General features: G+C 69.0%; 15 protein-coding genes. 4 read left to right on the top strand and 11 right to left on the bottom strand.

Going from position 1 to position 23,475, the window contains the following annotated elements; translation table 11 throughout:
- Positions 1-173 precede the first annotated feature (173 nt).
- The 7 genes from EYF70_RS01550 to hutU form a co-directional block, all read right to left on the bottom strand.
- Entirely contained in the window at positions 174-1,703 is a 1,530-nt protein-coding gene (locus tag EYF70_RS01550) for an ABC transporter permease/substrate-binding protein (RefSeq protein ID WP_165497548.1), read from the bottom strand.
- Positions 1,700-2,950 carry an imidazolonepropionase gene (hutI, locus tag EYF70_RS01545; protein WP_131143821.1) on the bottom strand — a complete coding sequence of 417 codons (1,251 nt, stop codon included), beginning with the start codon at positions 2,948-2,950 and terminating at the stop codon, positions 1,700-1,702. The genes EYF70_RS01550 and hutI overlap by 4 nt, the downstream gene beginning before the upstream one ends.
- The gene (locus EYF70_RS01540; protein ID WP_131143820.1) at positions 2,947-3,552 is read right to left on the bottom strand and encodes a HutD/Ves family protein; all 606 of its coding nucleotides are present in this window, start codon (positions 3,550-3,552) and stop codon (positions 2,947-2,949) included. Before EYF70_RS01540 ends, hutI begins: the two co-directional genes overlap by 4 nt.
- Positions 3,549-4,964: a formimidoylglutamate deiminase gene (locus EYF70_RS01535; protein WP_131143819.1), complete on the bottom strand. Its 1,416-nt coding sequence runs from the start codon at positions 4,962-4,964 to the stop codon at positions 3,549-3,551. The genes EYF70_RS01540 and EYF70_RS01535 overlap by 4 nt, the downstream gene beginning before the upstream one ends.
- On the bottom strand, positions 4,961-5,716 hold the full coding sequence (gene hutG, locus EYF70_RS01530; protein WP_229420971.1) for an N-formylglutamate deformylase: 756 nt from the start codon (positions 5,714-5,716) through the stop codon (positions 4,961-4,963). The genes EYF70_RS01535 and hutG overlap by 4 nt, the downstream gene beginning before the upstream one ends.
- A 70-nt stretch (positions 5,717-5,786) precedes the next feature.
- Entirely contained in the window at positions 5,787-7,379 is a 1,593-nt protein-coding gene (gene hutH, locus EYF70_RS01525; RefSeq protein WP_131148831.1) for a histidine ammonia-lyase, read from the bottom strand.
- Positions 7,380-7,390: 11 nt separating this feature from the next.
- Positions 7,391-9,085 (bottom strand): urocanate hydratase, encoded by a 1,695-nt coding sequence (hutU, locus tag EYF70_RS01520; protein ID WP_131143817.1) that lies wholly within the window; start codon positions 9,083-9,085, stop codon positions 7,391-7,393.
- A 278-nt stretch (positions 9,086-9,363) separates the two neighbouring features.
- Here hutU and EYF70_RS01515 point away from each other — a divergent pair, with 278 nt between their 5' ends.
- The gene (locus tag EYF70_RS01515; RefSeq protein ID WP_165497547.1) at positions 9,364-12,420 is read left to right on the top strand and encodes a heparinase II/III domain-containing protein; all 3,057 of its coding nucleotides are present in this window, start codon (positions 9,364-9,366) and stop codon (positions 12,418-12,420) included.
- Positions 12,421-12,471: 51 nt separating this feature from the next.
- On the opposite strand, the gene EYF70_RS01510 is transcribed toward EYF70_RS01515, so the two are convergent.
- Positions 12,472-13,380, bottom strand: a complete 909-nt coding sequence (locus tag EYF70_RS01510) for a LysR family transcriptional regulator (RefSeq protein WP_131143815.1) — start codon at positions 13,378-13,380, stop codon at positions 12,472-12,474.
- Positions 13,381-13,523: 143 nt separating this feature from the next.
- Between EYF70_RS01510 and EYF70_RS01505 the strand changes: the two genes are divergently transcribed.
- Complete coding sequence (locus EYF70_RS01505; protein WP_131143814.1) at positions 13,524-14,393, top strand: aldo/keto reductase family oxidoreductase; 870 nt, start codon at positions 13,524-13,526, stop codon at positions 14,391-14,393.
- On the opposite strand, the gene EYF70_RS01500 is transcribed toward EYF70_RS01505, so the two are convergent.
- The 3 genes from EYF70_RS01500 to ada are packed head-to-tail and all read right to left on the bottom strand — an operon-like array spanning position 14,383 to position 17,888.
- Positions 14,383-16,035 (bottom strand): amidohydrolase, encoded by a 1,653-nt coding sequence (locus tag EYF70_RS01500; RefSeq protein ID WP_131143813.1) that lies wholly within the window; start codon positions 16,033-16,035, stop codon positions 14,383-14,385. The genes EYF70_RS01505 and EYF70_RS01500 overlap by 11 nt on opposite strands.
- Before the next feature lie 45 nt (positions 16,036-16,080).
- Positions 16,081-16,767: a 2OG-Fe(II) oxygenase gene (locus EYF70_RS01495; protein ID WP_131143812.1), complete on the bottom strand. Its 687-nt coding sequence runs from the start codon at positions 16,765-16,767 to the stop codon at positions 16,081-16,083.
- On the bottom strand, positions 16,764-17,888 hold the full coding sequence (gene ada / locus EYF70_RS01490; RefSeq protein ID WP_131143811.1) for a bifunctional DNA-binding transcriptional regulator/O6-methylguanine-DNA methyltransferase Ada: 1,125 nt from the start codon (positions 17,886-17,888) through the stop codon (positions 16,764-16,766). The genes EYF70_RS01495 and ada overlap by 4 nt, the downstream gene beginning before the upstream one ends.
- A 127-nt stretch (positions 17,889-18,015) precedes the next feature.
- Between ada and hutC the strand changes: the two genes are divergently transcribed.
- Both hutC and EYF70_RS01480 read left to right on the top strand, forming a co-directional pair.
- A complete protein-coding gene (hutC, locus tag EYF70_RS01485; RefSeq protein WP_229420658.1) occupies positions 18,016-18,750 on the top strand; it encodes a histidine utilization transcriptional repressor HutC in 735 nt (244 codons plus the stop codon).
- 90 nt (positions 18,751-18,840) lie between these two features.
- Positions 18,841-23,475: a PAS domain S-box protein gene (locus EYF70_RS01480; RefSeq protein ID WP_165497546.1), complete on the top strand. Its 4,635-nt coding sequence runs from the start codon at positions 18,841-18,843 to the stop codon at positions 23,473-23,475.

Here is a 23,475-nt window from a genome sequence, read left to right as displayed (position 1 = left end):
AGAACGACCGAGACTAAAACGAGTTGGACAAAAAGAAGCCACGCGGCACTCGGCGGCGTGGCGTAACCCAGTTGTCAGTTGGGAGGGAGGGTGAATCAACGGATTCAATATAGTCCCCCGCTCCCGGCCATTGCCCGGGCTTTTACAAATGCTTACGGGATGCGTGAAAACGCTTACTTCTTGCCTGCAACGACAAGGCGCCGCTCGATCAGCTCGAACAAACCCTGCGTCAGCAGCGCCAGCGCCGCGGCGGGCAGCGCGCCGGCCAGCAGCATCGTGTTGTCGTTCAGCGCCAGCCCCGTGGTGATCCGCTCGCCATAGCCGCCGGCGCCGATGAAGGCGGCGATGGTGGCGGTGCCCACGCTCATCACGGCCGCCGTCTTCACCCCCGCCAGGATGACCGGCAGCGCCAGCGGCAGGTCGACGTGCCACAGGCGCTGGCGCGACGTGAGCCCCAGCGCCAGTGCCGCCTGCCGCAAGCCCGGCGCGATGCCGAGGATGCCGGTGCAGGTGTTGCGCACGATGGGCAGCAGCGCATACACGAACAGCGCCACCAGCGCCGGCACGATGCCGATCGTACCCAGCAGCGGAATCAGCATCGCCAGCAGGGCCAGCGACGGCACCGTCTGCAACACCCCCGTCACCGCCAGCACCGGCTGGCGCAGCCGCGGCTGGAATGCGGCCAGCACGCCCAGCGGAATGCCGGCGATGGCGGCCAGCAGCACGGACAGCGCGACGAGCAACACATGCTGCCCCGTCAGCCTGGCCAGGTCCGGGCCGAACAGCACGCCCGCCAGGGACCGCCGGGCGGCGGCCGGCTCCGGCGTGCCGCCGCCCTTGTCACCGGCCTTGTCATCCCTCTGCCGCGCCAGCCAGCGCCGCGCCACTTCCGCGAACGCCTGCCCTTCCAGCTCGGCGGCGGCATTCATGCCGATCATGTCGCGTTCGGTAATCTTGCCCTCCAGCCCCTGGATGGCTTTCCACGCCTGTGGAAAACGCTGCGCGGCATCGAGGCGATACAGCAGCACGGCATCGTAGCGGGGGAAGTAGACGCGGTCGTCGCGCAGCACCGTCAGGCCGTAGCGGGCGATCTTCGCATCGGTGGAATAGATGTCGATGACATCCACCTGCCGCGCCGCCAGCGCTTCATAGGCGATACCATGATCGAGGCCGCGCGGCTGCTGTGGCAGGCCGTAGCGGCGCGCCAGGCCCGGCCAGCCATCGCCCCGGCCGATGAACTCATGAGAGAGGCCGAAGCGCAGCGCGGGCTGGCGTGCCAGGTCGGACAGCGTGGCGATGCCGGCATCGCCACGCACCGCCAGCGCATAGGTATTGTTGAAACCCAGCGGCACGGCGATGCCGAAGCCCATTGCCGCCAGCTCGCGGCGCATCTGCTCCAGGCTCGATGGCTGCTTGTCCTGCGTGCCGTGTTTCAGGATTTCCTGGTCGATCGTGCCCACGTATTCCGGGTACACATCGATGCTGCCATTCTTCAGCGCCGCCAGCACGATGGCTGTATTGCCGAGTCCCTGGCGGTGTTCGACCTTCGCGTGCGGCGCGGCCGTCTGCGCCACCACCTCGGCCAGGATATAGGATTCCGTGAAGCGCTTGGAGCCGATGCGCAGCGTGCCGTCGTCGGCCCGGGCCAGCGAACCGCACAGCAGCGACCAGGCTGCCAGGACAACGACGACAGCGGCCCTCACGCAGCGGCCACCGGTGTCCGCCACACTCCGCCATTGACCACCGCCGCGCAGGGATTGAAGCCGATCGCATAGCACAGGTCCGCCGGACGGGCGATGCGCCACAGCGCGAAGTCGGCGCGCTTGCCCACTTCCAGCGTGCCGATGTCGCCATGCAGGCCGAGCGCGCGGGCGGCGTGGACCGTGGCCCCGGCCAGCGCTTCGCGCGGCGTAAGGCGCCACAGGGTGCAAGCCATGTTCAATGCCAGCAGCAGGGATGTCATCGGTGAAGTTCCCGGGTTGTTGTCGGTGGCGACCGCCATCGGCACCCCGGCCGCGCGCAAGGCGGCGACCGGCGGTGGCGTATTATCCCGCAGAAAGTAATACGCGCCCGGCAGCAGCACGGCGACCGTGCCGCTGGCCGCCATCGCGGCGATCCCCGCTTCGCCCAGGTGCTCCAGGTGATCGGCCGACAGCCCGCGGTAGCGCGCCACCAGTTCGGCGCCCCCCTGGTCCGACAATTGTTCCGCATGCAGTTTCACGGGCAGCCCCGCCTGGCGGGCGGCCTCGAACACGCGTTCCGTCTGCGCCGCGGTGAAGCCGATGCGCTCGCAGAAGGCATCCACCGCGTCCACCAGCCCTTCGCGGGCCAGCGCGGGAATCATCGCGCACACCGCGTCGATATAGGCGTCGGCCCGCCCGGCATATTCCGGCGGCAGCGCATGGGCACCCAGGAACGTGGTGGCGACGCGCACCGGCAGCTCGCCGGCCACGCGGCGCGCCACGCGCAGCATCTTCGCTTCGTTTTCCAGGTCGAGGCCATAGCCGGACTTGATTTCCAGCGTCGTCACGCCTTCGGCCAGCAGGCTGCGGATACGCGGCAGGCTCTGCGCCAGCAGGGCTTCCTCGTCCGCCGCGCGGGTGGCGCGCACGGTGGACATGATGCCGCCGCCGGCACGGGCGATGTCTTCATAGGTGGCGCCGTTCAGGCGCGCCTCGAACTCATCGCTGCGGTTGCCGGCGTGGACGATGTGCGTGTGGCAGTCGATCAATCCCGGCGTGAGCCAGCAGCCATGCCCGTCGCGCACTTGCGCCGCGCTGCCGTGCGCGGCCGCCTCGGCGCGCGGCCCCAGCCAGGCGATGCGGCCATCGCGCACGGCGATCGCGCCATCGGGGACCGTGCCGTATTCGCCGCCCTCTCCCGCTACGCCCTCCACACCGGCAAGGGTGGCAAGGTGGACATTCTCGATCAGCAGGTCCCATCCACTCATTGCCAGGTGGTTCCTTCCCCGTCTTCCTCGGGAATGATGTCGACGATGTAGACGGTGGCCTGCGGCGCTTCCAGGACCCAGTTCTCGTCGCGGTCGAGCACCACGGCATCGAAGCGCACCATGGACATGCGTTCGCGCTCGCTGTGCACGGTGAGCGTGTCGCCGTCGGCCAGGAACAGCACGGTCAGGGCGCTGCGCCGCTCCAGCTCGGAATAATCGCGGAACACGCGGCGCTCCACCTGGTGCGAACAGCGATCGCGCCGCGTCATCACGTTGAAATCCACGGTGGGGATGCCGTCCACGGTGGCGGAAACCGGCATCTCGCCGGGGAACGCCACCACCGGTTCGCGGTCGCTGAGCGCCACCCGGCGTTCGTTGCCCACGTCGAGCACCACGCTGCCGCCATCGACCAGCGACAGCGTGCGGTCGACGCCGGGAAAGGTGGAAAACGGGCCGCTCTGGGCAATCGTCGCCAGGCTGATGCGGAAGTCGAAATCGTCCAGGGTGGCGCCGGGCGGCGACGCCAGGATCTCGGTCGTGCAGCCGCCGCCATTCTTCCAGGGCGTGGGATGCAGGCTTGCATACTGTATCAGCGTGGTCATGATCGCAGCTCGCGCAGGTTGGTCAACGTTTCCTTGAAGCGCGCGGCGATAGCCGCCTGCGCCACGTGCTGCCCGCCGCGGACCACCCACTGCCCGCCGGCCAGCACATCCTTCACCAGGTTGTCGTTGCCGCTGAAGATGAAGCCGTTCAGCAGCTCGGGCGGCGCGGACACGTTCGGATGCGCCTCGTCCAGTACCAGCAGGTCGGCGCAGCAGCCAGGCGCCAGCGCGCCCACCCGCCTTCCCGCGGCCTGCGCGCCCCCGGCCAGGGCGGCGCGCCAGAGATGGTCGCCGACACGGCGCTCATCCGTTGTTCTCATTGTGTGCGTTGCAACGGCCACGTTGCGCCGCTGCCCCGCCAGCCGCTGGCCGTATTCGAGCCAGCGCAGTTCTTCCACCGGGCTGGTGGACACGTGGCTGTCGCTGCCGATGCCGAACCGGCCGCCCGCCGCAAGGAACGGAGCGAGCGGGAACAGGCCGTCGCCCAGGTTCGCTTCCGTCGTGGGGCACAGCCCGGCGACGGCGCCGCTGGCGGCGATCGCCGCCACTTCATCATCGGCCACGTGCGTGGCGTGCACCAGGCACCAGCGCTCATCGACCGCCAGATTATCGTACAGATATTGCACGGGGCGGCGCCCGCCATGGTCGACACATTGCCGCACTTCGGCCACCTGCTCGGCGATATGGATGTGCACCGGCCGCTCCGGCGGCAGCGCCGCCAGCAGTTCGCGGATCTGCGCCACCGAGGCGGCGCGCAGCGAATGCGGCGCCACACCCACTTCGACCATCGTACCGCGCAGCGGTTCCAGGGCCGCCACGATCGCCAGCACCTCCGCCGGGCCGGAGCGGAAGCGGCGCTGTTCATCGCGCAGCGGCGCCTCGCCGAAACCGGCGTAGCTGTAGAGCACGGGCAGCATGGTGATGCCGATGCCGGCATGGCGGGCAGCGGCGATCACGCGCCGCGCGGTCTCGGCCACGTCCGGATACAACGCGCCATCGGGCGCGCGGTGGACATAATGGAATTCGCAGACCGACGTATAGCCATGGCGCAGGCATTCGGCGAACAGCTGGGCGGCGATGGCTTCCATCTGCTCCGGCGTGATGCCCAGCGCGAAGCGGTACATCAGGTCGCGCCAGGTCCAGAAGCTGTCCCCGGTGGATCCCGCGTCGTCCCCGGCGATTTCCGTCAGTCCCGACAGCGCGCGCTGGAAGCTGTGCGAGTGCAGGTTGATCATGCCGGGCAACACATATTCCGCCGTGTCGATGGGGGACGTGGCGGCCGCGCGACTGGCGGCCAGCGCGCCGGCATCCGGCGCCACCGCCGTAAAGCGGCCATCGCCGTCCCATTCCAGCAGCACGTCGCGCCGCCAGCCGTCCGGCAACAGCGCGTGGCGTGCGAACAGGGCCGTCACGCCGTGCTCCCCTCGCCGGCCCACACCGCCGCCGCGCCGAGCATCCGCCGCAGCAGCGGCTGCACTTGGCCCGCCAGGTCGGGGCGCCAGGCGAAGGGCGCGGTCTCGTTCATGTAGGTGCTTTGGCACATTTCCAGCTGCAAGGCATGGATGCCCGCCGCCGGCCGGCCATGGATGCGCGTGATGTGGCCACCCTTGAAGCGGCCGTTGACGGCGATCGTGTAGCGGCCATCGGCCCGCGCGGCGCCGGTCACGGCTTCCATCAGCGCGGGGGCGCAGCTGGCGCCATCCGCGCTGCCGAAATTGAGGTCCGGCAGCTTGCCCTCGAAGAAGCGCGGGACCACCGACGCGATCGAGTGCGCTTCCCACAGCACCACCCTGCCATGCAGGCGCAGCAGCCGGTCCAGCTCGGCTTGCAAGGCCTCGTGATACGGCTGCCAGTACAGCGCGAGGCGGCGCCGCACTTCCGCGTCGTCCGGCGCCCGGCCCGGCTGGTACAGCGGTTCGCGGGCGAAGGTGTCTAGCGGGCACAGGCCGGTGGTGTCCTGGCCCGGATACAGGTTGGCGTTGTCGGCCGGGCGGTTCAGGTCGATCACATAGCGCGACCAGTGCGCCGCCAGCGTCGATGCCCCCAGCTCCCGCGCGAAACCGTACAGCTCGCGCAGGTGCCAGTCGGTGTCCGCCTTCAGCAGGGCCGCCGGCGTCATGGCGGCGGCGATATCGCCCGGGATGGCGGTGCCCACGTGGGGCATCGACACCAGCAGCGGGAGCGTGCCCGCGTCGGCATGGTAGTTGGCGCTGTCGGTCTGCAAGCGGGCCTCCTCAAGGATGCAGCGGGGTAAACAGCTGGCGGCAGTCGGCGGAGAGGGCGCCCTCCAGCACCAGCCGTTTCGCCGCCTCGATATCGGGTGCGAAGTAACGGTCCGCATCGTAGAACGGCACCTGCCGCCGCAGCTGGGCATGCACGTGTTCCAGGTGCGGCGATGTCTTCAGGGGCCGGTGGAAATCGATGCCCTGGGCGGCCGCCAGCAGCTCGATGCCGACGATGGCCGCCGTATTGTGCGCCATCTCGTCGAGCCGGCGCGCCGCGAACGTGGCCATGCTCACGTGGTCTTCCTGGTTGGCGGAGGTGGGCAGGCTGTCCACGCTGGCCGGATGCGCCAGCGACTTGTTCTCCGAGGCCAGCGCCGCAGCCGTCACGTGGGCGATCATGAAGCCGGAATTGACGCCCGGCTCGCGCACCAGGAACGGCGGCAGGCCGGACAGCGTGGCATCGATCAGCAGCGCGATGCGGCGTTCGGCGATGCTGCCGATCTCCGCGATGGCCAGCGCCAGCGTATCGGCCGCGAACGCCACCGGCTCGGCATGGAAATTGCCGCCGGAAACGATCGTGACGGTATCGCCGGTATCGCCGCCTTCCCGGAACAGCAGCGGATTGTCGGTGACGGCATTCGCCTCGATCAGCAGGGTGCGGGTGGCATTGCCGATCAGGTCCATGCAGGCCCCCATCACCTGCGGCTGGCAGCGCAGGCAGTAAGGGTCCTGCACCCGTTCGTCGCCCAGCAGGTGCGAGGCGCGGATCGCGCTGCCCGCCACCAGCTGGCGGTAGATCGCAGCGGCCGCGATCTGGCCCGGCTGGCCGCGCACCTCGTGCACGCGGGCGTCGAACGGCGCGTCGCTGCCCTTGGCGGCATCGAGGGACAGCGAACCGGTGACGATGCCCGCTTCCAGCAGCCGCTCGGCCATGAACAGGCCGTGCAGCGCCAGCGCGGTGGAAGCCTGGGTGCCGTTGATCAGCGCCAGCCCTTCCTTCGGCGCCAGCACCACCGGCGCGATGCCGGCCGCGGCAAGCGCCTGGTGCGCCTCCATCAGCTCGCCCTTCACGCGCACCGGCCCAACGCCCAGCAGCGCCAGCGTCATGTGCGCCAGCGGCGCCAGGTCGCCCGAGGCGCCGACCGAGCCCTTGACGGGGATGGCCGGCATGATGCCGGCGTTGTACAGGGCCACCAGCGTGTCGATGACGCTGGCGCGGATGCCGGAAAAACCGCGCGCCAGGCTGCCGATCTTCGTCAGCATCAGCAGGCGCACCACATGGTCGGCCATCAGCTCGCCGGTCCCCACGGAATGCGACAGGATCAGGTTGCGCTGCAGCTGCTCCAGCTGGTCGTCCGGAATGCGGGTCTTCGCCAGCAGGCCGAAGCCGGTATTGATGCCGTAGGCGGCGTCGCCTTTTTGCACGATCGCGTGCACGGCCCGGGCGGCGGCATCGATCTGCGGATACGCTTCGGGCGCCAATGCGATCGGGCCATGGGCCATCCACGCCGAACGCAGGTCGGCCAGGGCCAGCCGGCCGGGAATCAGGATCAGGGACGAGGTCGAGATCGGGGTCGAGGTCGAGGTCGAGGTCGGGGTCATCTTTTCAACAGTCATGATTGCTTCAGCATGGGCAGGTTGAGGCCATTGCGTTGTGCGCAGGCGATCGCGGAGTCGTAGCCGGCATCGGCGTGGCGCATCACGCCGGAGCCGCTGTCGTTGACGAGCACGCGCGCCAGCCGGGCCGCGGCGGCCTCGGTGCCATCGGCCACGATCACGACGCCGGCATGCTGCGAGTATCCCATGCCCACGCCGCCGCCGTGGTGTAGCGAGACCCAGGTGGCGCCGCCGGCCGTGTTCAGCAGCGCGTTCAGCAGCGGCCAGTCGGACACCGCGTCGCTGCCATCCTTCATGCTTTCCGTTTCGCGGTTCGGGCTGGCCACGGAGCCCGTATCGAGGTGGTCGCGGCCGATCACGATGGGCGCCTTCAGTTCGCCGTTTTTCACCATCTCGTTGAAGGCCAGGCCGGCGAGGTGCCGCTCGCCCAGGCCCAGCCAGCAGATCCGCGCCGGCAAGCCCTGGAAGGCGATGCGTTCGCGCGCCATGTCCAGCCAGCGGTGCACGTTGGCGTGGTGGGGGAACAGTTCCTTGATCTTGGCATCGGTCTTGTAGATATCTTCCGGATCGCCGGACAGCGCCACCCACCGGAACGGCCCGCGCCCTTCGCAGAATTGCGGCCGGATGTAGGCCGGCACGAAACCGGGAAAGCCGAAGGCATCCTGCACGCCCTCGTCGAACGCCACCTGGCGGATGTTGTTGCCATAGTCGACCACGCGCGCGCCCAGCGCCTGGAAGTCCAGCATCGCCTTCACGTGCACCGCGCAGGATGCCGCCGCGGCAGCTTTCAGCCCGGCGTGCCGCGCAGGTTCGGCACGCGCCGCCTGCCAGTCCGCCACGCTCCAGCCCTGCGGCAGGTAGCCGTTGATCAGGTCATGCGCGGAAGTCTGGTCGGTCACCAGGTCCGGCACCAGCCCGCCCTCGCGGGCGCGCCGCACCAGTTCCGGCAGCACGTCGGCGGCATTGCCGAGCAGGCCGATCGAGATCGCCTCGCCCCGCTCCTTGTGGGTACGCACCATGTCCAGCGCTTCGTCGATGCTGGCGGCCTGCTTGTCCAGGTAGCGCGTGCGCAGCCGGAAATCGATGCTGCTCTGCTGGCACTCGACGGTCAGCGACACGGCACCGGCCATGGTGGCGGCCAGCGGCTGCGCGCCGCCCATGCCGCCCAGGCCGGCGGTGAGCAGCCAGCGCCCGCGCAGGTCGCCGCCGAAATGCTGGCGGCCCGCCTCGGCGAACGTTTCGTAGGTGCCCTGCACGATGCCCTGCGTGCCGATGTAGATCCAGCTGCCGGCCGTCATCTGGCCATACATGAACAAGCCCTTGCGATCGAGCTCGTTGAAATGTTCCCAGTTGGCCCATTTCGGCACCAGGTTCGAATTGGCGATCAGCACGCGCGGCGCATCGGCATGGGTGCGGAACACGCCGACCGGCTTGCCGGACTGGATCAGCAGCGTTTCCTCTTCGCCCAGCTCCTTCAAGGCGGCCAGGATCGCATCGAAGCATGCCCAGTCGCGCGCGGCGCGGCCGATGCCGCCGTAGACCACCAGCGCCTGCGGGTTCTCGGCCACTTCCCTGTCGAGATTATTCTGGATCATCCGGTACGCCGCTTCGGCGCCCCAGGTCTTGCATGTCTTGTCCGGACCGCGCGGGGCGCGGATGTCGCGGGTGGAATCGAAGCGCGGGTCGTTCATGGCGTCTCCAGGAAGTTGGCGGATCAGGGTTGGCGGATCAAGGTTAAAGGATTCCTACAGCATAGGTTGTCTATACAACCTTGGTCAAATGGTTTTTCGACGGCGCCGCTCGCCGGGCAGGCGTTTCGGGACGCCATGTCGCCCGGGACACCGCGACTGGCCGCCAAAGTCAAGTGGTTTCCACGCCGCGCCGTGTGCGTGTGCACGGCGGTGAGAATCAGTTAGAATTTTTACAACTTTCGGCCGCTAGAATGGCGACTCACTTCCAAGGAGCTCCCATGCGTTTGCCGCTATGCCGCACCCTGACCGCCGCCGTTTGCCTGGCATTTGGATCCACAGCGCTCGCCCTGCCGGGTACCATCAAGACGGAACGTCCGCGCCTGTATGCAACCAAGGGCGATCTCGAACTGCTCGCCAGCCGCCTGCCGGCCGGACCGCTGCCGCCGAAGAAAGGCACCCTCCGGTTCAAGATCAAGCCAGCGCTGAAAGCCGCCGGCGATCCGGTCGACGGCGTGCTGTTCGGTTCGGGCGGCCCGGGCGACACGCTCCGCGTCCGCCACCTCGATTCCAGCGACGCCGCGGCCGGCCAGCGCGAAGTCGTCCTGCAGGTGAGTTTCTCGAAGGCTGGCTCGACGAGCTATTACGCGCACACGGCTATCCGGCTGCAGCCCGATGTCGAAGCCACGGTGGCCATCAGCTACGACACCGTGCTGAAGAAGGTGACTATCACCTCCAGTGGCACGGTCAATCCCATCGGGTATAACCATGGGGCGTTCAACTGGATTCCCGGCAACCAGGACTTCCTCGCCACGGCCCGCAAGGGCGATGTCGTGACCGCGATGACGATGACCGACGATGCCACTGGCCAGGTCGCGTGGAGCCGGCCGGTCGTCGACTATGAACTGGGCCGGGGCCGTACCGCCCTGCTGGAGTACGCCACCGGCATGGCGACGACCATCGCCAACTGCGCCGTGACGCCGAACCCGCCGGTCAATGCCGAATCGATCTGCGACGTGGCGACCGCCGGCCGCAACAAGATCCTCGACACGGCGAGGACGCTGGCCCTGGCTTCCCGCCTGAAGACCGACCCGGCCTACGCCACCGCGGCAAACCGCTATGTCGACATGATCCTCGCCATCAAGGACCACCAGCCGTGGGGCCTGGCAGCGGGTACCGAATGGTCGATGAACGCGCGCATCGGCGCACTCGGTGTGCTGTACGACTGGTTCTACAACGAACTGGGCGAGGCAAAACGCACCGCCATGCGCGCGGCGATCGTGCAGACGATCCGCACCGATATTCCGCCCTGGTCGGGCCCCGGGCCGGCGCCGTCCGGTTATCCGAACGCGTCGTTCGACCTGATCGGAATGATCTGCGGAACGGCCGTGGGCGTGACCACGGCAGGCACGGCACTCGACTGCAAGGGCACGCCCGACGTGGCGCGCTTCTACATCACCGGCCACCATTTCAGTGCGCAGACCGGTACCGCGCTGGGCCTGCTCGCCATCGCCCAGGACAGCGCCACCAAGGACAACCTGAACGTGCTGCCGATGATCGACCGCATCTATACGCACCTGACGGCAGGCGTCATTCCTGCGCGGGAGTATATTTCCGGGGACGGCGGCCACCACGCCCTGTTTGCGTACGGCGGCGCCGGCGAGATGATCGAACGCATGGTCATGTGGCAGCGCGCCATCGCCCCCGCGCCGGGCCAGCAGATCGCCCAGGCGCAATTTACGGACAAGGTGATCCGGCCATACATCTACGGGCTGCGCAAGGACGGCGCGTTCCCGGCCAGCGGCGACAATTATGAATTCAATCCCGGCGAAAGAGCCCTTGGCTACATGGCGGTTGCCGCGGCCACGCGCGGCGATGCGGTCGCTTCCGCGTTCTATCAGCAGCAGGTAAAACCGCGGCGCGGGGGCTCCGACCTGGTCTGGGATGCCCTGATGTTCCCTGGCAAGCATGCCACGCCGGCGGCCACCAACACCTGGCCGCTGTCGGCACGCTACCAGGTCGCCGGCAATGTCCTCATGCGCGACAGCTGGGACTACGCCAATGCGACGCTGCTCGACTTCAAGTCCACTTCGTTCATCAGCGAGAACCACCATCACCTGGACCAGAACAGCTTCTCGGTGTTCCGCCACGCCCCGCTGCTGCTCGATACCGGTGCCTACGATGCCTACAATTCGACGCACTGGGAAAACTACTATCGCCGCACCATCGCCCACAACACGGTCGTCGTCTTCGATCCCAAGGAAACCTTCTACCGGGGCCCGACGCTGCTGAGCAATGACGGCGGCCAGTGGATCAAGCCGGGCGTGCAGCACTATCCCACCCTGCCCGAAATCAGGAAAGGCGGCACAAACCACCTCGATGGCATCACCCACTACCACGAGGACAAGGATGGGCGCTATGCCTTCGTGACCGGCAATGCCAGCAAGGCCTACTCCGCGAAGCTGGACCAGAATGAAGGCTTCCTGCGCAGCATCGTCTACCTTCGACCGGAGAATCCCGGCGACCGGACATCGATCGTCGTGTTCGACCGCATCCGCACTGCCGGCACGCTGGCCGCGACGTCGCTGCTGCATACGGCCGCCATGCCGGAAACCGCGGCCATCAAGGGAATTGGCAGGGCCGACCCCGGCAGGATCGCGCTCGCCCCCACTGCCGACAACCAGCCTTTGTTGGTGCGCAACGGGCAAGGCATGATGACGGTGGAGCCATTGTTGCCGAGGAACGCGCGGATCACGCTGGCGGGCGGGCTGAATGGCGACGAATGCCCGCAAGTCATGCAGGACGAGGCGCAGACGGAAGTGCCCAAGGATTGTCGGTTCACGGCGCGCTACGGCACGGAAAACGATGGTTATACCTGGACCAACTTCGGGCCCAACACGAAGATCGACAAGAAGAACCGGAGCGACTTCGGCGAATGGCGCATCGAGATCGCGGCGGTGCCGGCCGGGCAGCCCGCGCCATCCAGTCACCAGTATTTCCTCAACGTGCTGCATGTCGAGGACAACGACCCGTTCGCGGACCCTGCCGCGAATACGTCGAAACTCCTCGACAGCAGCGACAACAGCGCCGCCGCGGCCGAGGTCTCGCCGGGCACCCTGGTCGTGTTCGCGAAAAGCGCCCTGCCGCCGGACTCCCTGCGCTGGAAGGCGCCGCAGGGCTGGAAGGGCTCGGTACTGGTCGCCGGCCTGAAGGCGAATCATGCCTACCTGCGGAGGTACGACACCAGCAAGCAGGAATTCGTCCTGACCGTTCTCGGTGCCGGCACCATGCCGGGCAGCACCAACAGCCAGGGCCTGCTGGAGTTCACCCTGCCCTGACGCGCGCCAGGCCCGCCTGCCCGCCCGCGCCATGCGCGGGTGGGCAGGCATTTACCCGGCGCGGATGAAATCGATGAAAGCTTGCAGCGGCGCCGGCACGAGGCGCCGGCCGGGGTAGTACAGGAACGGGCCGGAAAAGCCCGGCCACCACGGTTCCAGCACGGGTTCCAGGTCGCCACGGGCGAGGTATGGCCGCAGCCAGTCCTCGAACAGGTACACGATGCCGGTACCGGCCACCGCCGCGGCCACCGCCAGGTCGGCCCCGGCGCCCAGCCGCACGCGCAGCGGCCCCTGCGGATCGATGCGCACGGTTTCGCCGTCGCGCGCGAATTCCCACTCATTGACTACACCACTGACTGCACCACTGGCAAAGTAGCCCGCCAGGCAGGCGTGCCCCAGCAGCTCGCGGGGATGCGCGGGACGCCCCGCGCGGTCCAGGTAGGCGGGCGACGCGGCGGCGGCGAAACGCTGCACGCGCGGGCCGATGGGCACGGCGATCATGTCCTGCTCGAGCCGCTCCTCATAGCGGATGCCGGCATCGAAGCCGGCCGCCAGCATGTCGACGAAGCTGTCCTCGACGGCGACGTCGACCACGATGTCCGGATACGCGGCGGCGAAGCGCGGCAGGATCGACGGCAGGACCAGCCGCGCCGCGGCCAGCGGCACGTTCAGGCGCAGGGTGCCGGTGGGCCGGTCGCGAAAGGCGTTGACCACGTCGAGCGCCACCTGCACTTCGTTCAATGCCGGCGCCAGGCGATCCAGCAGGCTGCGGCCCGCCTCGGTGGGCACCACGCTGCGCGTGCTGCGGTTCAGCAGGCGCACGCCCAGGCGCGCTTCGAGCCGCCGCACCGCCTCGCTGAGACCGGACGCGCTGACGCCGGCCAGGCGCGCGGCATCGCGGAATCCGCCGGCGCGCGCCACGGTGACGAACGCGTTCAGGTCCCCCAGGTCGACTTTCATGTGCCGCCACCTCTTGTTTGTGGGCGATTCATTGTCCGATTCATTGTGCGTTTTTTCGTACAACCCATGCACACTTTACCGGATTGTCGCGCAGGCGGCACGGCCCTATCCTTCGTTCATACCTACCCACCAAGGAGAACGGCATGTCGAACACCCATCACACGACCTGGCAACTGGGCGACCGCACGGTCAACCGCCTCGGCTACGGCGCCATGCAGCTGGCCGGCCCGGGCGTTTTCGGCCCGCCGAAGGATCCCGAGGCTGCCCTTGCGGTGCTGCGCGCCGCGGTGGCAGGCGGTGTCGATCACATCGACACGTCCGATTTCTACGGACCGCACATCACCAACCAGCTGATCCGCGAAGCGCTGCATCCCTACCCGGCCAACGTGACCATCGTGACGAAGATCGGCGCGCGCCGCGACAGCCAGGGCGACTGGCTGCCGGCCTTCTCGCGCGAGGAACTGACGCAGGCGGTGCACGACAACCTGCGCAACCTGGGCCTGGAAGCGCTGGAGGTGGTGAACCTGCGGGCGATGTTCAGCGTCCATGGCCCGGCCGAAGGCTCGCTGGAAGAACCGCTGGCCGTGCTGGCCGGGCTGCGCGAACAGGGGCTGGTGCGCCACATCGGCTTGTCCAACGTGACGGCCACGCAGGTGCGCGAGGCACGCCGCATGGTGCCGGTGGCCTGCGTGCAGAACCATTCCAACCTGGTCCACCGGGGCGACGACGCGCTGATCCAAGAACTGGCCGCCGGCGGCATCGCCTACGTGCCGTTCTTCCCGCTCGGCGGCTTTTCGCCGCTGCAGTCGGACACGCTGTCGGCCGTGGCGGCACGGCTCGATGCGACGCCCATGGCGGTGGCCATCGCCTGGCTGCTGCAGCGGTCGCCGAACATCCTGGTGATCCCCGGCACCTCGTCGGTCACCCACCTGCGGCAGAACCTGGCCGCCGCATCGCTGGCGCTGCCGGCCGACGCGGTGGCGGAGCTGGACCGTATCGCCGCTATCGCTTGAAGACCTGCCGGCCGCCCAGCCACGTTTCCAGCACGCCGATGCGGCCGATCCGCGCCGGCGGCACCGTGAACAGGTCGCCGTCGGTCACGATGAAATCGGCCCACTTGCCCGGTTCCAGCGAACCGATCACGTTTTCCTGCCGGGCCGCGTAGGCCGCGTCGAGCGTGAAGCAGCGCAGCGCCTCCTTCACGCTCATGGCCTGCTCGGGATACCAGCCTTGCGGCGGCCGGTCCTGCATGTCCTGCCGCGTGACGGCGGCGTGCATGCCCTGGAACGGATTGGGCGACTCGATCGGGAAATCGGATCCGCAGGCGATGCGCGAGCCCTGCTTCAGGAAGGTACGCCACGCGTAGGCGCCACGGATGCGCTCCTTGCCCACGCGCTGCTCGGCCATGTTCTGGTCCGACGTGGCGTGGGTGGGCTGCATCGAGGGAATGATGCCCAGTTCGGCAAAGCGAGGAATGTCGGCCGGCGCCACCACCTGGGCGTGCTCGATCCGGTGGCGCAGGCCGGCGGCCGGGTACTGCTTCAGCAGCGCCGCGTAGCCATCCAGGATCTGCCGGTTGCCGGCATCGCCGATCGCATGCACGTTGACCTGGTAGCCGGCCTTCATGGCCTTGGCCATCCTGGCCCGCATCGCGGCATCGTCATGGAACAGCAGGCCGTGCGTGTGCGGGGCGTCGCTGTAGGGCGCCATCAGCGCGGCGCCGCGGCTGCCCAGCGCGCCGTCGGCGAACAGTTTCACGGACGACAGCGCATACAGGTCGCCGGCATGGCTCTTCAGCGGGCCGGCGGCGGCCAGCCGGTCGAAGTCTTCCCCGGTATCGCCGATCATCGCATAGACGCGGGTGGTCAGCTTGCCCGCATCGGCATAGGCGCGGTACAGCCGGTCCTCGGCCACGCCGATGCCCGCGTCGTGCACGCTCGTCAGGCCCGCGCCCCGCAGCAGCGCCAGCGCGCCATCGAGCGCGGCGCGCGACTCGGCCTCGGTGGGCCGCGGCAGCACGCGGTTCGCCAGGTCCATCGCCGCGTCGACCAGGATGCCCGTGGCATTGCCCTGCGCATCGCGTTCGATCTTGCCCCCGGCCGGGTCCTTCGTGTCTTTCGTGATGCCGGCCAGCGCCAGCGCGCGGCTGTTGACCCATACCGCATGGCCGTCGACGCGGCGCATCAGCGCGGGACGGTCCGCCACCGCCGCGTCGAGCTCCGCGGCGGTGGGAAAGCGGCCCAGCTTCCACGTCTCCTGGTTCCAGCCATTGCCGACCACCCAGCCGCGCTGCGGGTTGGCTTTGGCGAAGGCGGCGATCGTTTTCACCGCGCCATCCAGGCTGGTGGAACTGTACAGCTCCGCGCCAGTGGCGATCTCGCCCAGGCCGAACACGTGGCCGTGCGCATCGATCAGCCCCGGCAACACCGTCCGGCCCTTCATGTCGACATGGGTGAAGCCTTGGGCCTTGGCCGCGACCTCGCGCGCCGTGCCGACCGCCACGATGCGGCCATTCGCATCGAATGCCATCGACTGGAAGCGCAGCAGCCGGTCTTTCGCATCGAGCGTGTAGCCGTTGGCGTTGTCGATCACGGTGCCGGGCGCGGCGTGGGCCTGCAGGGCGAGAGCGAGGGCGGGAAGAAGGAGCAGTCGCATGGCGATCCTTTGGGGTGCGAAAGCCCGGAGTGTAGCGAAGATTTCCTATGTTGCGTCGTGAAAGATGATGCCCAGCGTATGGCGGCTGCCACTGCGCAGCCGCGACACGCCGTGCCGCATGTTGACGCGGTAGACGCCGCGCGTGCCATGCACCGGACGGTGATGCACTGGGAAGATCACGCAGTCGCCCTGCTCCAGCGGCACGACCTCGGCGCGCGACTGCATGCGCGGGCGCTGTTCGGTCAGCACGAACTCGCCGCCGGTGAAGTCGGCGCCGGGCCGCGACAGCAGCAGCGCGGCCTGCAGCGGGAAGACATGCTCGCCATACAGGTCCTGGTGCAGGCAGTTGTAGTCGCCTTCCCCATAGCGCAGCAGCAGCGGCGTGGGCCGGAGCTGCCCGGCGGCGTGGCAGCGCGCCACGTACTCCGCATGGCGGGACGGATAGCGCTCGCCGATGCCGAGCGCCGCATGCCAGCGGTTCGCGATCGCCGCCAGCGGCCCATACAGCGCGGTGCGCAGGGCCTGCACGGGATCCGGCAACGGGTAGCGGAAATACTGGTACTCGCCGCGGCCGAAGCCATGCCGCGCCATCACGATGCGGCTGCGGAACAGGCCGGCGTCGTCGTACGCGGCCGCCAGGGATGCGCAATCGTCCGGCGCCAGCAACCCCTGCACGCGGGCGCAGCCGAAGGCGTCCAGGTCTTCCTCGACGCGTTGCCAGTCGGGGGTCATTCGCGTCCCTCGCGCCCGGTCTCCCGGTCCAGCAAGGCCTGCTTGCGTTCGACGCCCCAGCGGTAGCCGGAAATCGTGCCATCGTTGCGCACCACGCGGTGGCAGGGAATCGCCACCGCGATCGCGTTGGCGGCGCAGGCCCCGGCCACGGCACGCACGCTCTTCGGCGCGCCGACCAGCGCCGCCAGCTCCGTGTAGCTGACCTTGCGGCCCGCCGGGATGGTGCGCAGCGCCTGCCACACACGCTGCTGGAAGGCGGTGCCCCGCACGTCCAGCGGCAGGTCGAGGCCCGTTTCCGGCGCCTCGACCAGGCCGATCACCTGCGCCACCACGGCTTCATAGTCGGCTTCGGCGCCCACCAGGTCGGCGTTCGGGAAACGGTCCTGCAGGTCGCGCGCCAGCGCCGCGGGATCGTCGCCCATCAGGATCGCGCAGATGCCGACATCGGTGCTGGCGACGAGGATCGCGCCCAGCGAGCATTGCGCGATGGCGAAGCGGATGGTGGCGCCGCTGCCGCCGCGGCGGAAGGCGGTGGGGGTCATGCCCAGCGATTCGCGCGAGGTGGCGTAGAAGCGGCCGCTCGAGTTGTAGCCGGCCGCGTAGATCGCCTCCGTTACCGACGGCTGCTGCGCGGCGCCGGCCAGGTGCTCGCGCACGCGCTGCTTGCGCCGCGCCGTGGCATAGGCCTTCGGCGTGATGCCCGTCTGCGCCTTGAAGATGCGGTGCAGGTGGAAGCGGCTGATGCCGCTGGCGGCGGCCAGCGTGGCCAGGTCGGGTTCCTCGTCCGCCGCGTCGATCAGCCGGCAGACCTCGGCCACCAGGGCGGCGTGGCGTTCGGCCAGCGCCGGGCCGTCGGGCTTGCAGCGCAGGCAAGGCCGGAAGCCGGCGCGCTCGGCATCGGCGGGCCCGGCGTGGAAGGCGACGTTGGCGCGCAGCGCCGGCCGGGCCCCGCACGAGGGCCGGCAGTACACGCCGGTGGTGCGCACGGAATACACGAAGCGGCCATCGGCGGCCGCTGCGCGCTCCCGCACGGCGGCCCAGCGGGCCTCGTCGGTAGCGAAGTCGGGTGCCGGGTCGGCGGTGGCGGCGGTGGCGGCGGATGCGGAAGTAAGATTGTCCATGGCGGCTCCAGGCAAACATTGTATGCCGCCATGGTAGGCGGCGCTCGTGCGGCAGGCACCCCGCCGCTTGCTTTTGAATTCGGTAAGGCCCTAGAATGCCGCGACCATGGCAGCAGAGGAGCAGGACTTGGAAGCACGGCACGATGCAGCAGGCACCCCCATCTTCCAGCGGATCAAGGATTTCCTGGTGGCGCAGATCGCCGCCGGGCACTGGAAGGAAGGCGACGTGATCCCCTCCGAGCAGGCGCTGGTGAAGCAGTTCGGCGTCTCACGGATGACCGTCAACCGCGCGGTGCGCGAGCTGACGGCGGAAGCCGTGCTGACCCGCCGCCAGGGCTCCGGCACCTTCGTGGCGCCGCAGAAGGTGCAGGCCACGCTGCTGGAGATCCGCAGCATCGCCGACGAGATCCGCGCCCGCGGCCACACGCACCGCAGCACGCTGCAGCGGCTCGAGCAGGGCCCCGCCCAGGAATTGCTGGCCAAGGGCTTCGAGCTGCCGGCCGCGCACCTGCTGTTTCATTCGATCATCGTTCATTACGAGAACGGCGTGCCGATCCAGGTGGAAGACCGCTGGGTCAACCCGCAGGTGGCACCCGACTACATGGCCCAGGATTTCACCCGCGTGACGCCCAGCGAATACCTGCTGGCGACCGCGCCGCTGCAGGCCGCCACGTACAGCCTGGAAGCGCTGGCGGCGCCGCGCGACATCGCCGACATGCTGGCGATGGAAGCGCGCCAGCCCTGCCTCGTGCTGCGCCGGCGCACGCGCTCGGCCGGCAAGGTGGCATCGCTCGTGACGATGTGGCATCCGGGCCACCGCTACCAGTTCGCCGGCAGCGTCGCGACGGGTGCACACGCCTGAGTTTGCCGCTCGGTGTTGTATATTCCCTCTTCATTCCCTGTTCGCCCGTCCCTGTCCGGCCATCCAGGCCGACTTCACGAAAGGAAGCCGTTGCCGCTCCACGCCACCCGTTCCGCACGCCGCCGCCTGTTGCGCCTGGCAGCAGCCCTGCTGCTGTGCGCATGCGGTCCGGCATGGGGGCTGGACCGGGTCAATGTCCAGCTGAAGTGGCGCCACCAGTTCCAGTTCGCCGGCTATTACGCCGCGCAGTACAAGGGCTTCTACCGGGATGAAGGGCTGGCGGTATCGCTGCTCGAGGCACAGCCGGGGAGCGACCCGGTACAGGCCGTGCTGTCCGGCCGCGCCCAGTATGGCGTGGGCAACAGCAGCCTGCTGCTGCACCGCGCGGCGGGCCGGCCGGTGGTGGTGCTGGCCTCGATCTTCCAGCATTCGGCCGCCGCGCTGGTGGTGCGCCGCACGCCGGACGGCAGCCCGCCGCACTGGACCGGCGCCCGCGTGATGCTGGCGCCCGGCAACGACGACGAATTGCAGGCCTACCTGCTGCGCCAGGGTGTCAAGCTGGCCGACCTGAAACTGCTGCCGCACAGCCAGCGGCTCGAGGATCTGCTGGAAGGCAAGGTAGACGCGATGTCGGGCTACATCACGGACGTGCCGTACACGCTGGACCGCCTGGGCGCGCCGTACGAGATGCTGGTGCCGCGCGCGGCCGGGATCGACTTCTATGGCGACAACCTGTTCACCACCGAGCAGGAATTGCGGGAACACCCGGAACGGGCCCGCGCGATGCGCGCCGCCACGCTGCGCGGCTGGCGCTACGCGATGGCGCACCCCGAGGAAATCGTCGACCTGATCCGCGCCCGCTATCCGCAGGGCCATTCGCGCGAACACCTGATGCACGAGGCACGCCAGACCGCCAGGCTGCTGGAGCAGCCGCTGGTCGAACCCGGCTACAGCAATCCGGTGCGCTGGCAGGCGATCGTGAATACCTACATCACCCTGGGCATGCTGCCGCGCAGCGTGCCGCTCGATGGTTTCCTGTACCGCGAACCGCCGCCGCCCCCGCGCTGGCCGTGGATTGCCGGCGGCGCGCTGGCGGCACTGCTGGCCGCCGCGGCCGTCTGGCGGCTGCGCGGCGCGCGCGTGCAGCCCCCGCCGGAGCCTGCCGGGACGGTGTCCGGGCTGGCCGCCGAAGATGCGCTGGAGGCGGCCTGCGAAGCGGCCTGGGAGTGGCATCCGCAAAGCAACGAGGTGCGCCTGTCGCCGCGCGCCGGCGAACTGCTCGGCCATGGCGTGGACGGCTTCGCGCCGCGCGACCGCGATGCCTGGCTGCAGCACGTGCACCCGGACGACCGCCTGCAGCTGATGCACGAACTGTCGCGCATCGCCCTCGATCCCGTCGACCAGACGCTGCTGGTGCACGAATGCCGGATGCGCTGCCGCGACGGCAGTTTCCGCTGGATCGTGGTGCGCGGCCGCGTGACCGAGCACGCCGGTGCGCTGGCCATGCTGGCGCGCGGCACGCTGGGCCCCGTGTGCGACCGCGCGGTGGCCGAGCGGGAGCGCCTGTCCGCCGTGCTGGAGGCCATGCCGGGCGGGATCCTGGTGGCGGACCGCACCGGCCGCGTGAAGCAGGTCAACCGCGCCGCCGCCGCCTGCTTCGGCTACCAGCCGGGCGACATGGCCGGGCTGTCGATGGAACTGCTGGTGCCGGAAGTGATGCGCAGCGCACCCGGGCTGCCGCGCGAACTGTTCTCGCGCCCGAACCTGCCGGGCCGCGTGCTGACGGCACGGCGCGGCGATGGCGCCCACTTCCCCGCCATGGTGCACCTGGCGCCGATCGAGATGGCCGGCCAGGGCCTGTCGGTGGTCTCGGTGCGCGACATGACGCGCCGCCAGCGCACCGAACAGGCGCTGCATGCCAGTTCCGAGCGCTACCGGCTGATCGTGCAGACCGCCACCGAAGGCATCTGGATGCTCGATGCCGGCAACCGCACCTCGTTCGTCAATCCCACCATGGCGCGCATGCTGGGCTACGAGCCCGACGAGATGCTGGGCCGCCCGATGAGCGCCTTCCTCGACGACGAAAGCGTGGCCCAGCAGGCGCGGCAGAACCAGCGCCGCCGCCCCGGCGAGGCCGAACAGGGCGATGCGCGCTTCTACCGCAAGGATGGCTCGTCGATGTGGGGGCTGGTGTCGACCACGCAGATCCATGCCGACGATGGCGTGTACACGGGCACGCTGGCGATGATCACCGACATCACGGACCGGCGCCTGGCCGAGGTGGCGCTGCGCAACTCGAGCCAGCGCATGGCTTCCGTGTTCAATGCCGTCACCAACGGCCTGGTGGTGCTGAACGGCGAAGGCGTGATCCTCGAATGCAACGCGGCGGCGGCCCGCATGCTGGGGCCGGCGGCGGCCAGCGGCGCGCGGCTGTGGCCCGGCACGCACGAGGATGGCCAGCCGTTCGTGGCCGACCAGCACCCCGTGCTGCGGGCGCTGGCCACTGGCCGCTCGGTGCGCGACGTGGTGATGGGGGTCGCGGGCGACAACGGCAATACCTGCTGGCTGTCGGTGAACGCGGAACCGATGCGCGACGAACTGGGTGCCGCGACGATGGCGGTGGCCAGCCTGACCGACATCACGGAGCGCAAGAACAGCGCCGACGCGCTGCGCCAGGGCGAGCAGCGGCTGCAGGAAATCATCCAGATGATGCCGATCGGACTGTTCCTGAAGGGCCCCGACCGCCGCATGCTGCTGATGAATCCCGCCTGCGAGCGCCAGTTCGGCTACACCATGGCCGACCTGCAAAATGGCACGTACGCGCACCTGCACACGCCGAAGGAAGTGGCGGAATTCGCCCGGCGCGACCGCGAAGCGTTTGCGCGCGGCGAGCAGATCGACTACGAGGAAACGCTGTTCAATCCAACGCTGCGCCAGCACCTGACGCTGCGCACGTTCAAGAAGCCCGTGTTCGACGAGCATGGCGAGCCGGTGTACCTGATCTGCATGTCGATCGACATCACTGAAGGCAAGCGCCAGGAGCAGGCACTGCGCGAACTGAACGAACACCTCGAGGAACGCGTGGCGCAGCGCACCGAGCAGCTGGACCAGGCCAAGCAGGTTGCCGAGGAAGCCAGCCAGGCCAAGGGCCAGTTCCTGGCCAACATGAGCCACGAGATCCGCACGCCGATGAATGGCGTGATCGGCATGGCGCACCTGGCGCTGAAGACCGATCTCGACCCGCGGCAGCGCGATTACCTGGAAAAGATCCGCTTTGCCGGCGAACACCTGCTGGGCATCATCGACGATATCCTCGACATCTCGAAGATCGAGGCCGGCAAGCTGGAGATCGAGCAGGCCGAGTTCCCGCTGGACCAGGTGATCGAGACGCTGACGACCGTGGTGGCGCCGAAGGCGGCCGCCAAGGAACTGCGCCTGGATATCGACGTCGATCCGGACGTGCCGCCCGTGCTGCGCGGCGATTCGCTGCGGCTGGGCCAGGTACTGATCAACTACGCCAACAATGCGATCAAGTTCAGCGAGCGCGGCACGATCGGCCTGCGCGTGCGCCGCCTGGGCGGCAGCGACACCCACTGCCTGCTGCGCTTCGAGGTCAGCGACGAAGGCATCGGCATGACGGAACAGGAAATGGGCAAGCTGTTCCAGTCGTTCCAGCAGGCCGACACGTCCACCACGCGCGCCTATGGCGGCACCGGCCTCGGCCTGGCCATCTGCAAGGAGCTGGCGCAGCTGATGGGGGGCGAGGTCGGCGTCACGAGCGTGCCCGGCGCTGGCAGCACGTTCTGGCTCACCGCGCAGCTGGGCGTCGGCAGCGCGCGGACCGACGCGCTGCCGACGGTGCCGGCCGCCGAAGCGGCGTCGCTGAAAGGCGCCCATATCCTCCTGGTGGAAGACAATACGTTCAACCAGCAGATCGGCCTGGAGATGCTGGAAGAAGCGGGCGCGGCGGTCAGGCTGGCCGGCAATGGCGCCGAAGCGCTGGCGGAACTGGCAGAATCGCGCTTCGACTGCGTGCTGATGGATGTGCAGATGCCGGTGATGGATGGCCTGGAGGCGACCCGCCGGATCCGCGCCGACGCGCGCCTGGCCGGCCTGCGCGTGCTGGCGATGACGGCCACCGCCACCAGCGACGAGCGCGAACGCTGCCTGGCGGCCGGCATGGACGACTTCATCGCCAAGCCGATCCAGCCGGCGCTGCTGGTGCGCACGGTGGCGGCGTGGCTGCCGGCGCGGCGCGCGCTGGACGTCGGCAACGACGATGGCGATGGCGATGGCGATGGGAATGGAAATGGTGCCGGCGATGGCGCGGGCGCCGCGCCGCGCCGCCCGCATGGCACGCTGGTGGGCGACCCGGCCGTCGTCGACCTGTCCGTGCTGGCCCAGGTGCTGGGCTACCAGCCCGACAAGATCCGCAATTTCGCCGTGAAGTTCCTGCAATCGGCCGAGGCGGGGCTGGCGGAACTGGATGAGGCGCTGGCCGCCGGCGACATCGGCCGCGTGCGCGAACTGGGCCATCGGCTGAAGGCGGCCGCGCGCACCGTGGGTGCGTTCGGCATGGGCGAACTGTGCGAGCGCATGGAGACGCTGCCGGCGGCCGGCCCGGCGGCGGAACGGGGTGCCTGGGCGCTGATCGGGCAATACCGCCCGCTGCTGGGGCAGATCAGGGAACACATCTTGAACCATACGACGATTGGCGACCATTGA

Source organism: Pseudoduganella albidiflava, from assembly GCF_004322755.1.
GTDB classification, from domain to species: domain Bacteria; phylum Pseudomonadota; class Gammaproteobacteria; order Burkholderiales; family Burkholderiaceae_D; genus Rugamonas; species Rugamonas albidiflava.
Note: the sequence above shows the minus strand (reverse complement) of the source record. Positions and strands in the feature narration are given on the sequence as shown.

Excerpts from the sequence above, each read along its gene's own strand:
- EYF70_RS01495 (WP_131143812.1), bottom strand. The coding sequence starts at position 16,767 with ATGACCCCCGACTGGCAACGCGTCGAGGAAGACCTGGACGCCTTCGGC.
- ada (WP_131143811.1), bottom strand. The coding sequence starts at position 17,888 with ATGGACAATCTTACTTCCGCATCCGCCGCCACCGCCGCCACCGCCGAC.
- hutH (WP_131148831.1), bottom strand. The coding sequence starts at position 7,379 with ATGACCCCGACCTCGACCTCGACCTCGACCCCGATCTCGACCTCGTCC.
- EYF70_RS01515 (WP_165497547.1), top strand. The coding sequence starts at position 9,364 with ATGCGTTTGCCGCTATGCCGCACCCTGACCGCCGCCGTTTGCCTGGCA.
- hutI (WP_131143821.1), bottom strand. The coding sequence starts at position 2,950 with ATGAGTGGATGGGACCTGCTGATCGAGAATGTCCACCTTGCCACCCTT.
- EYF70_RS01500 (WP_131143813.1), bottom strand. The coding sequence starts at position 16,035 with ATGCGACTGCTCCTTCTTCCCGCCCTCGCTCTCGCCCTGCAGGCCCAC.
- hutU (WP_131143817.1), bottom strand. The coding sequence starts at position 9,085 with ATGAACGACCCGCGCTTCGATTCCACCCGCGACATCCGCGCCCCGCGC.
- hutG (WP_229420971.1), bottom strand. The coding sequence starts at position 5,716 with ATGCCCCACGTGGGCACCGCCATCCCGGGCGATATCGCCGCCGCCATG.
- EYF70_RS01540 (WP_131143820.1), bottom strand. The coding sequence starts at position 3,552 with ATGACCACGCTGATACAGTATGCAAGCCTGCATCCCACGCCCTGGAAG.
- EYF70_RS01510 (WP_131143815.1), bottom strand. The coding sequence starts at position 13,380 with ATGAAAGTCGACCTGGGGGACCTGAACGCGTTCGTCACCGTGGCGCGC.
- EYF70_RS01505 (WP_131143814.1), top strand. The coding sequence starts at position 13,524 with ATGTCGAACACCCATCACACGACCTGGCAACTGGGCGACCGCACGGTC.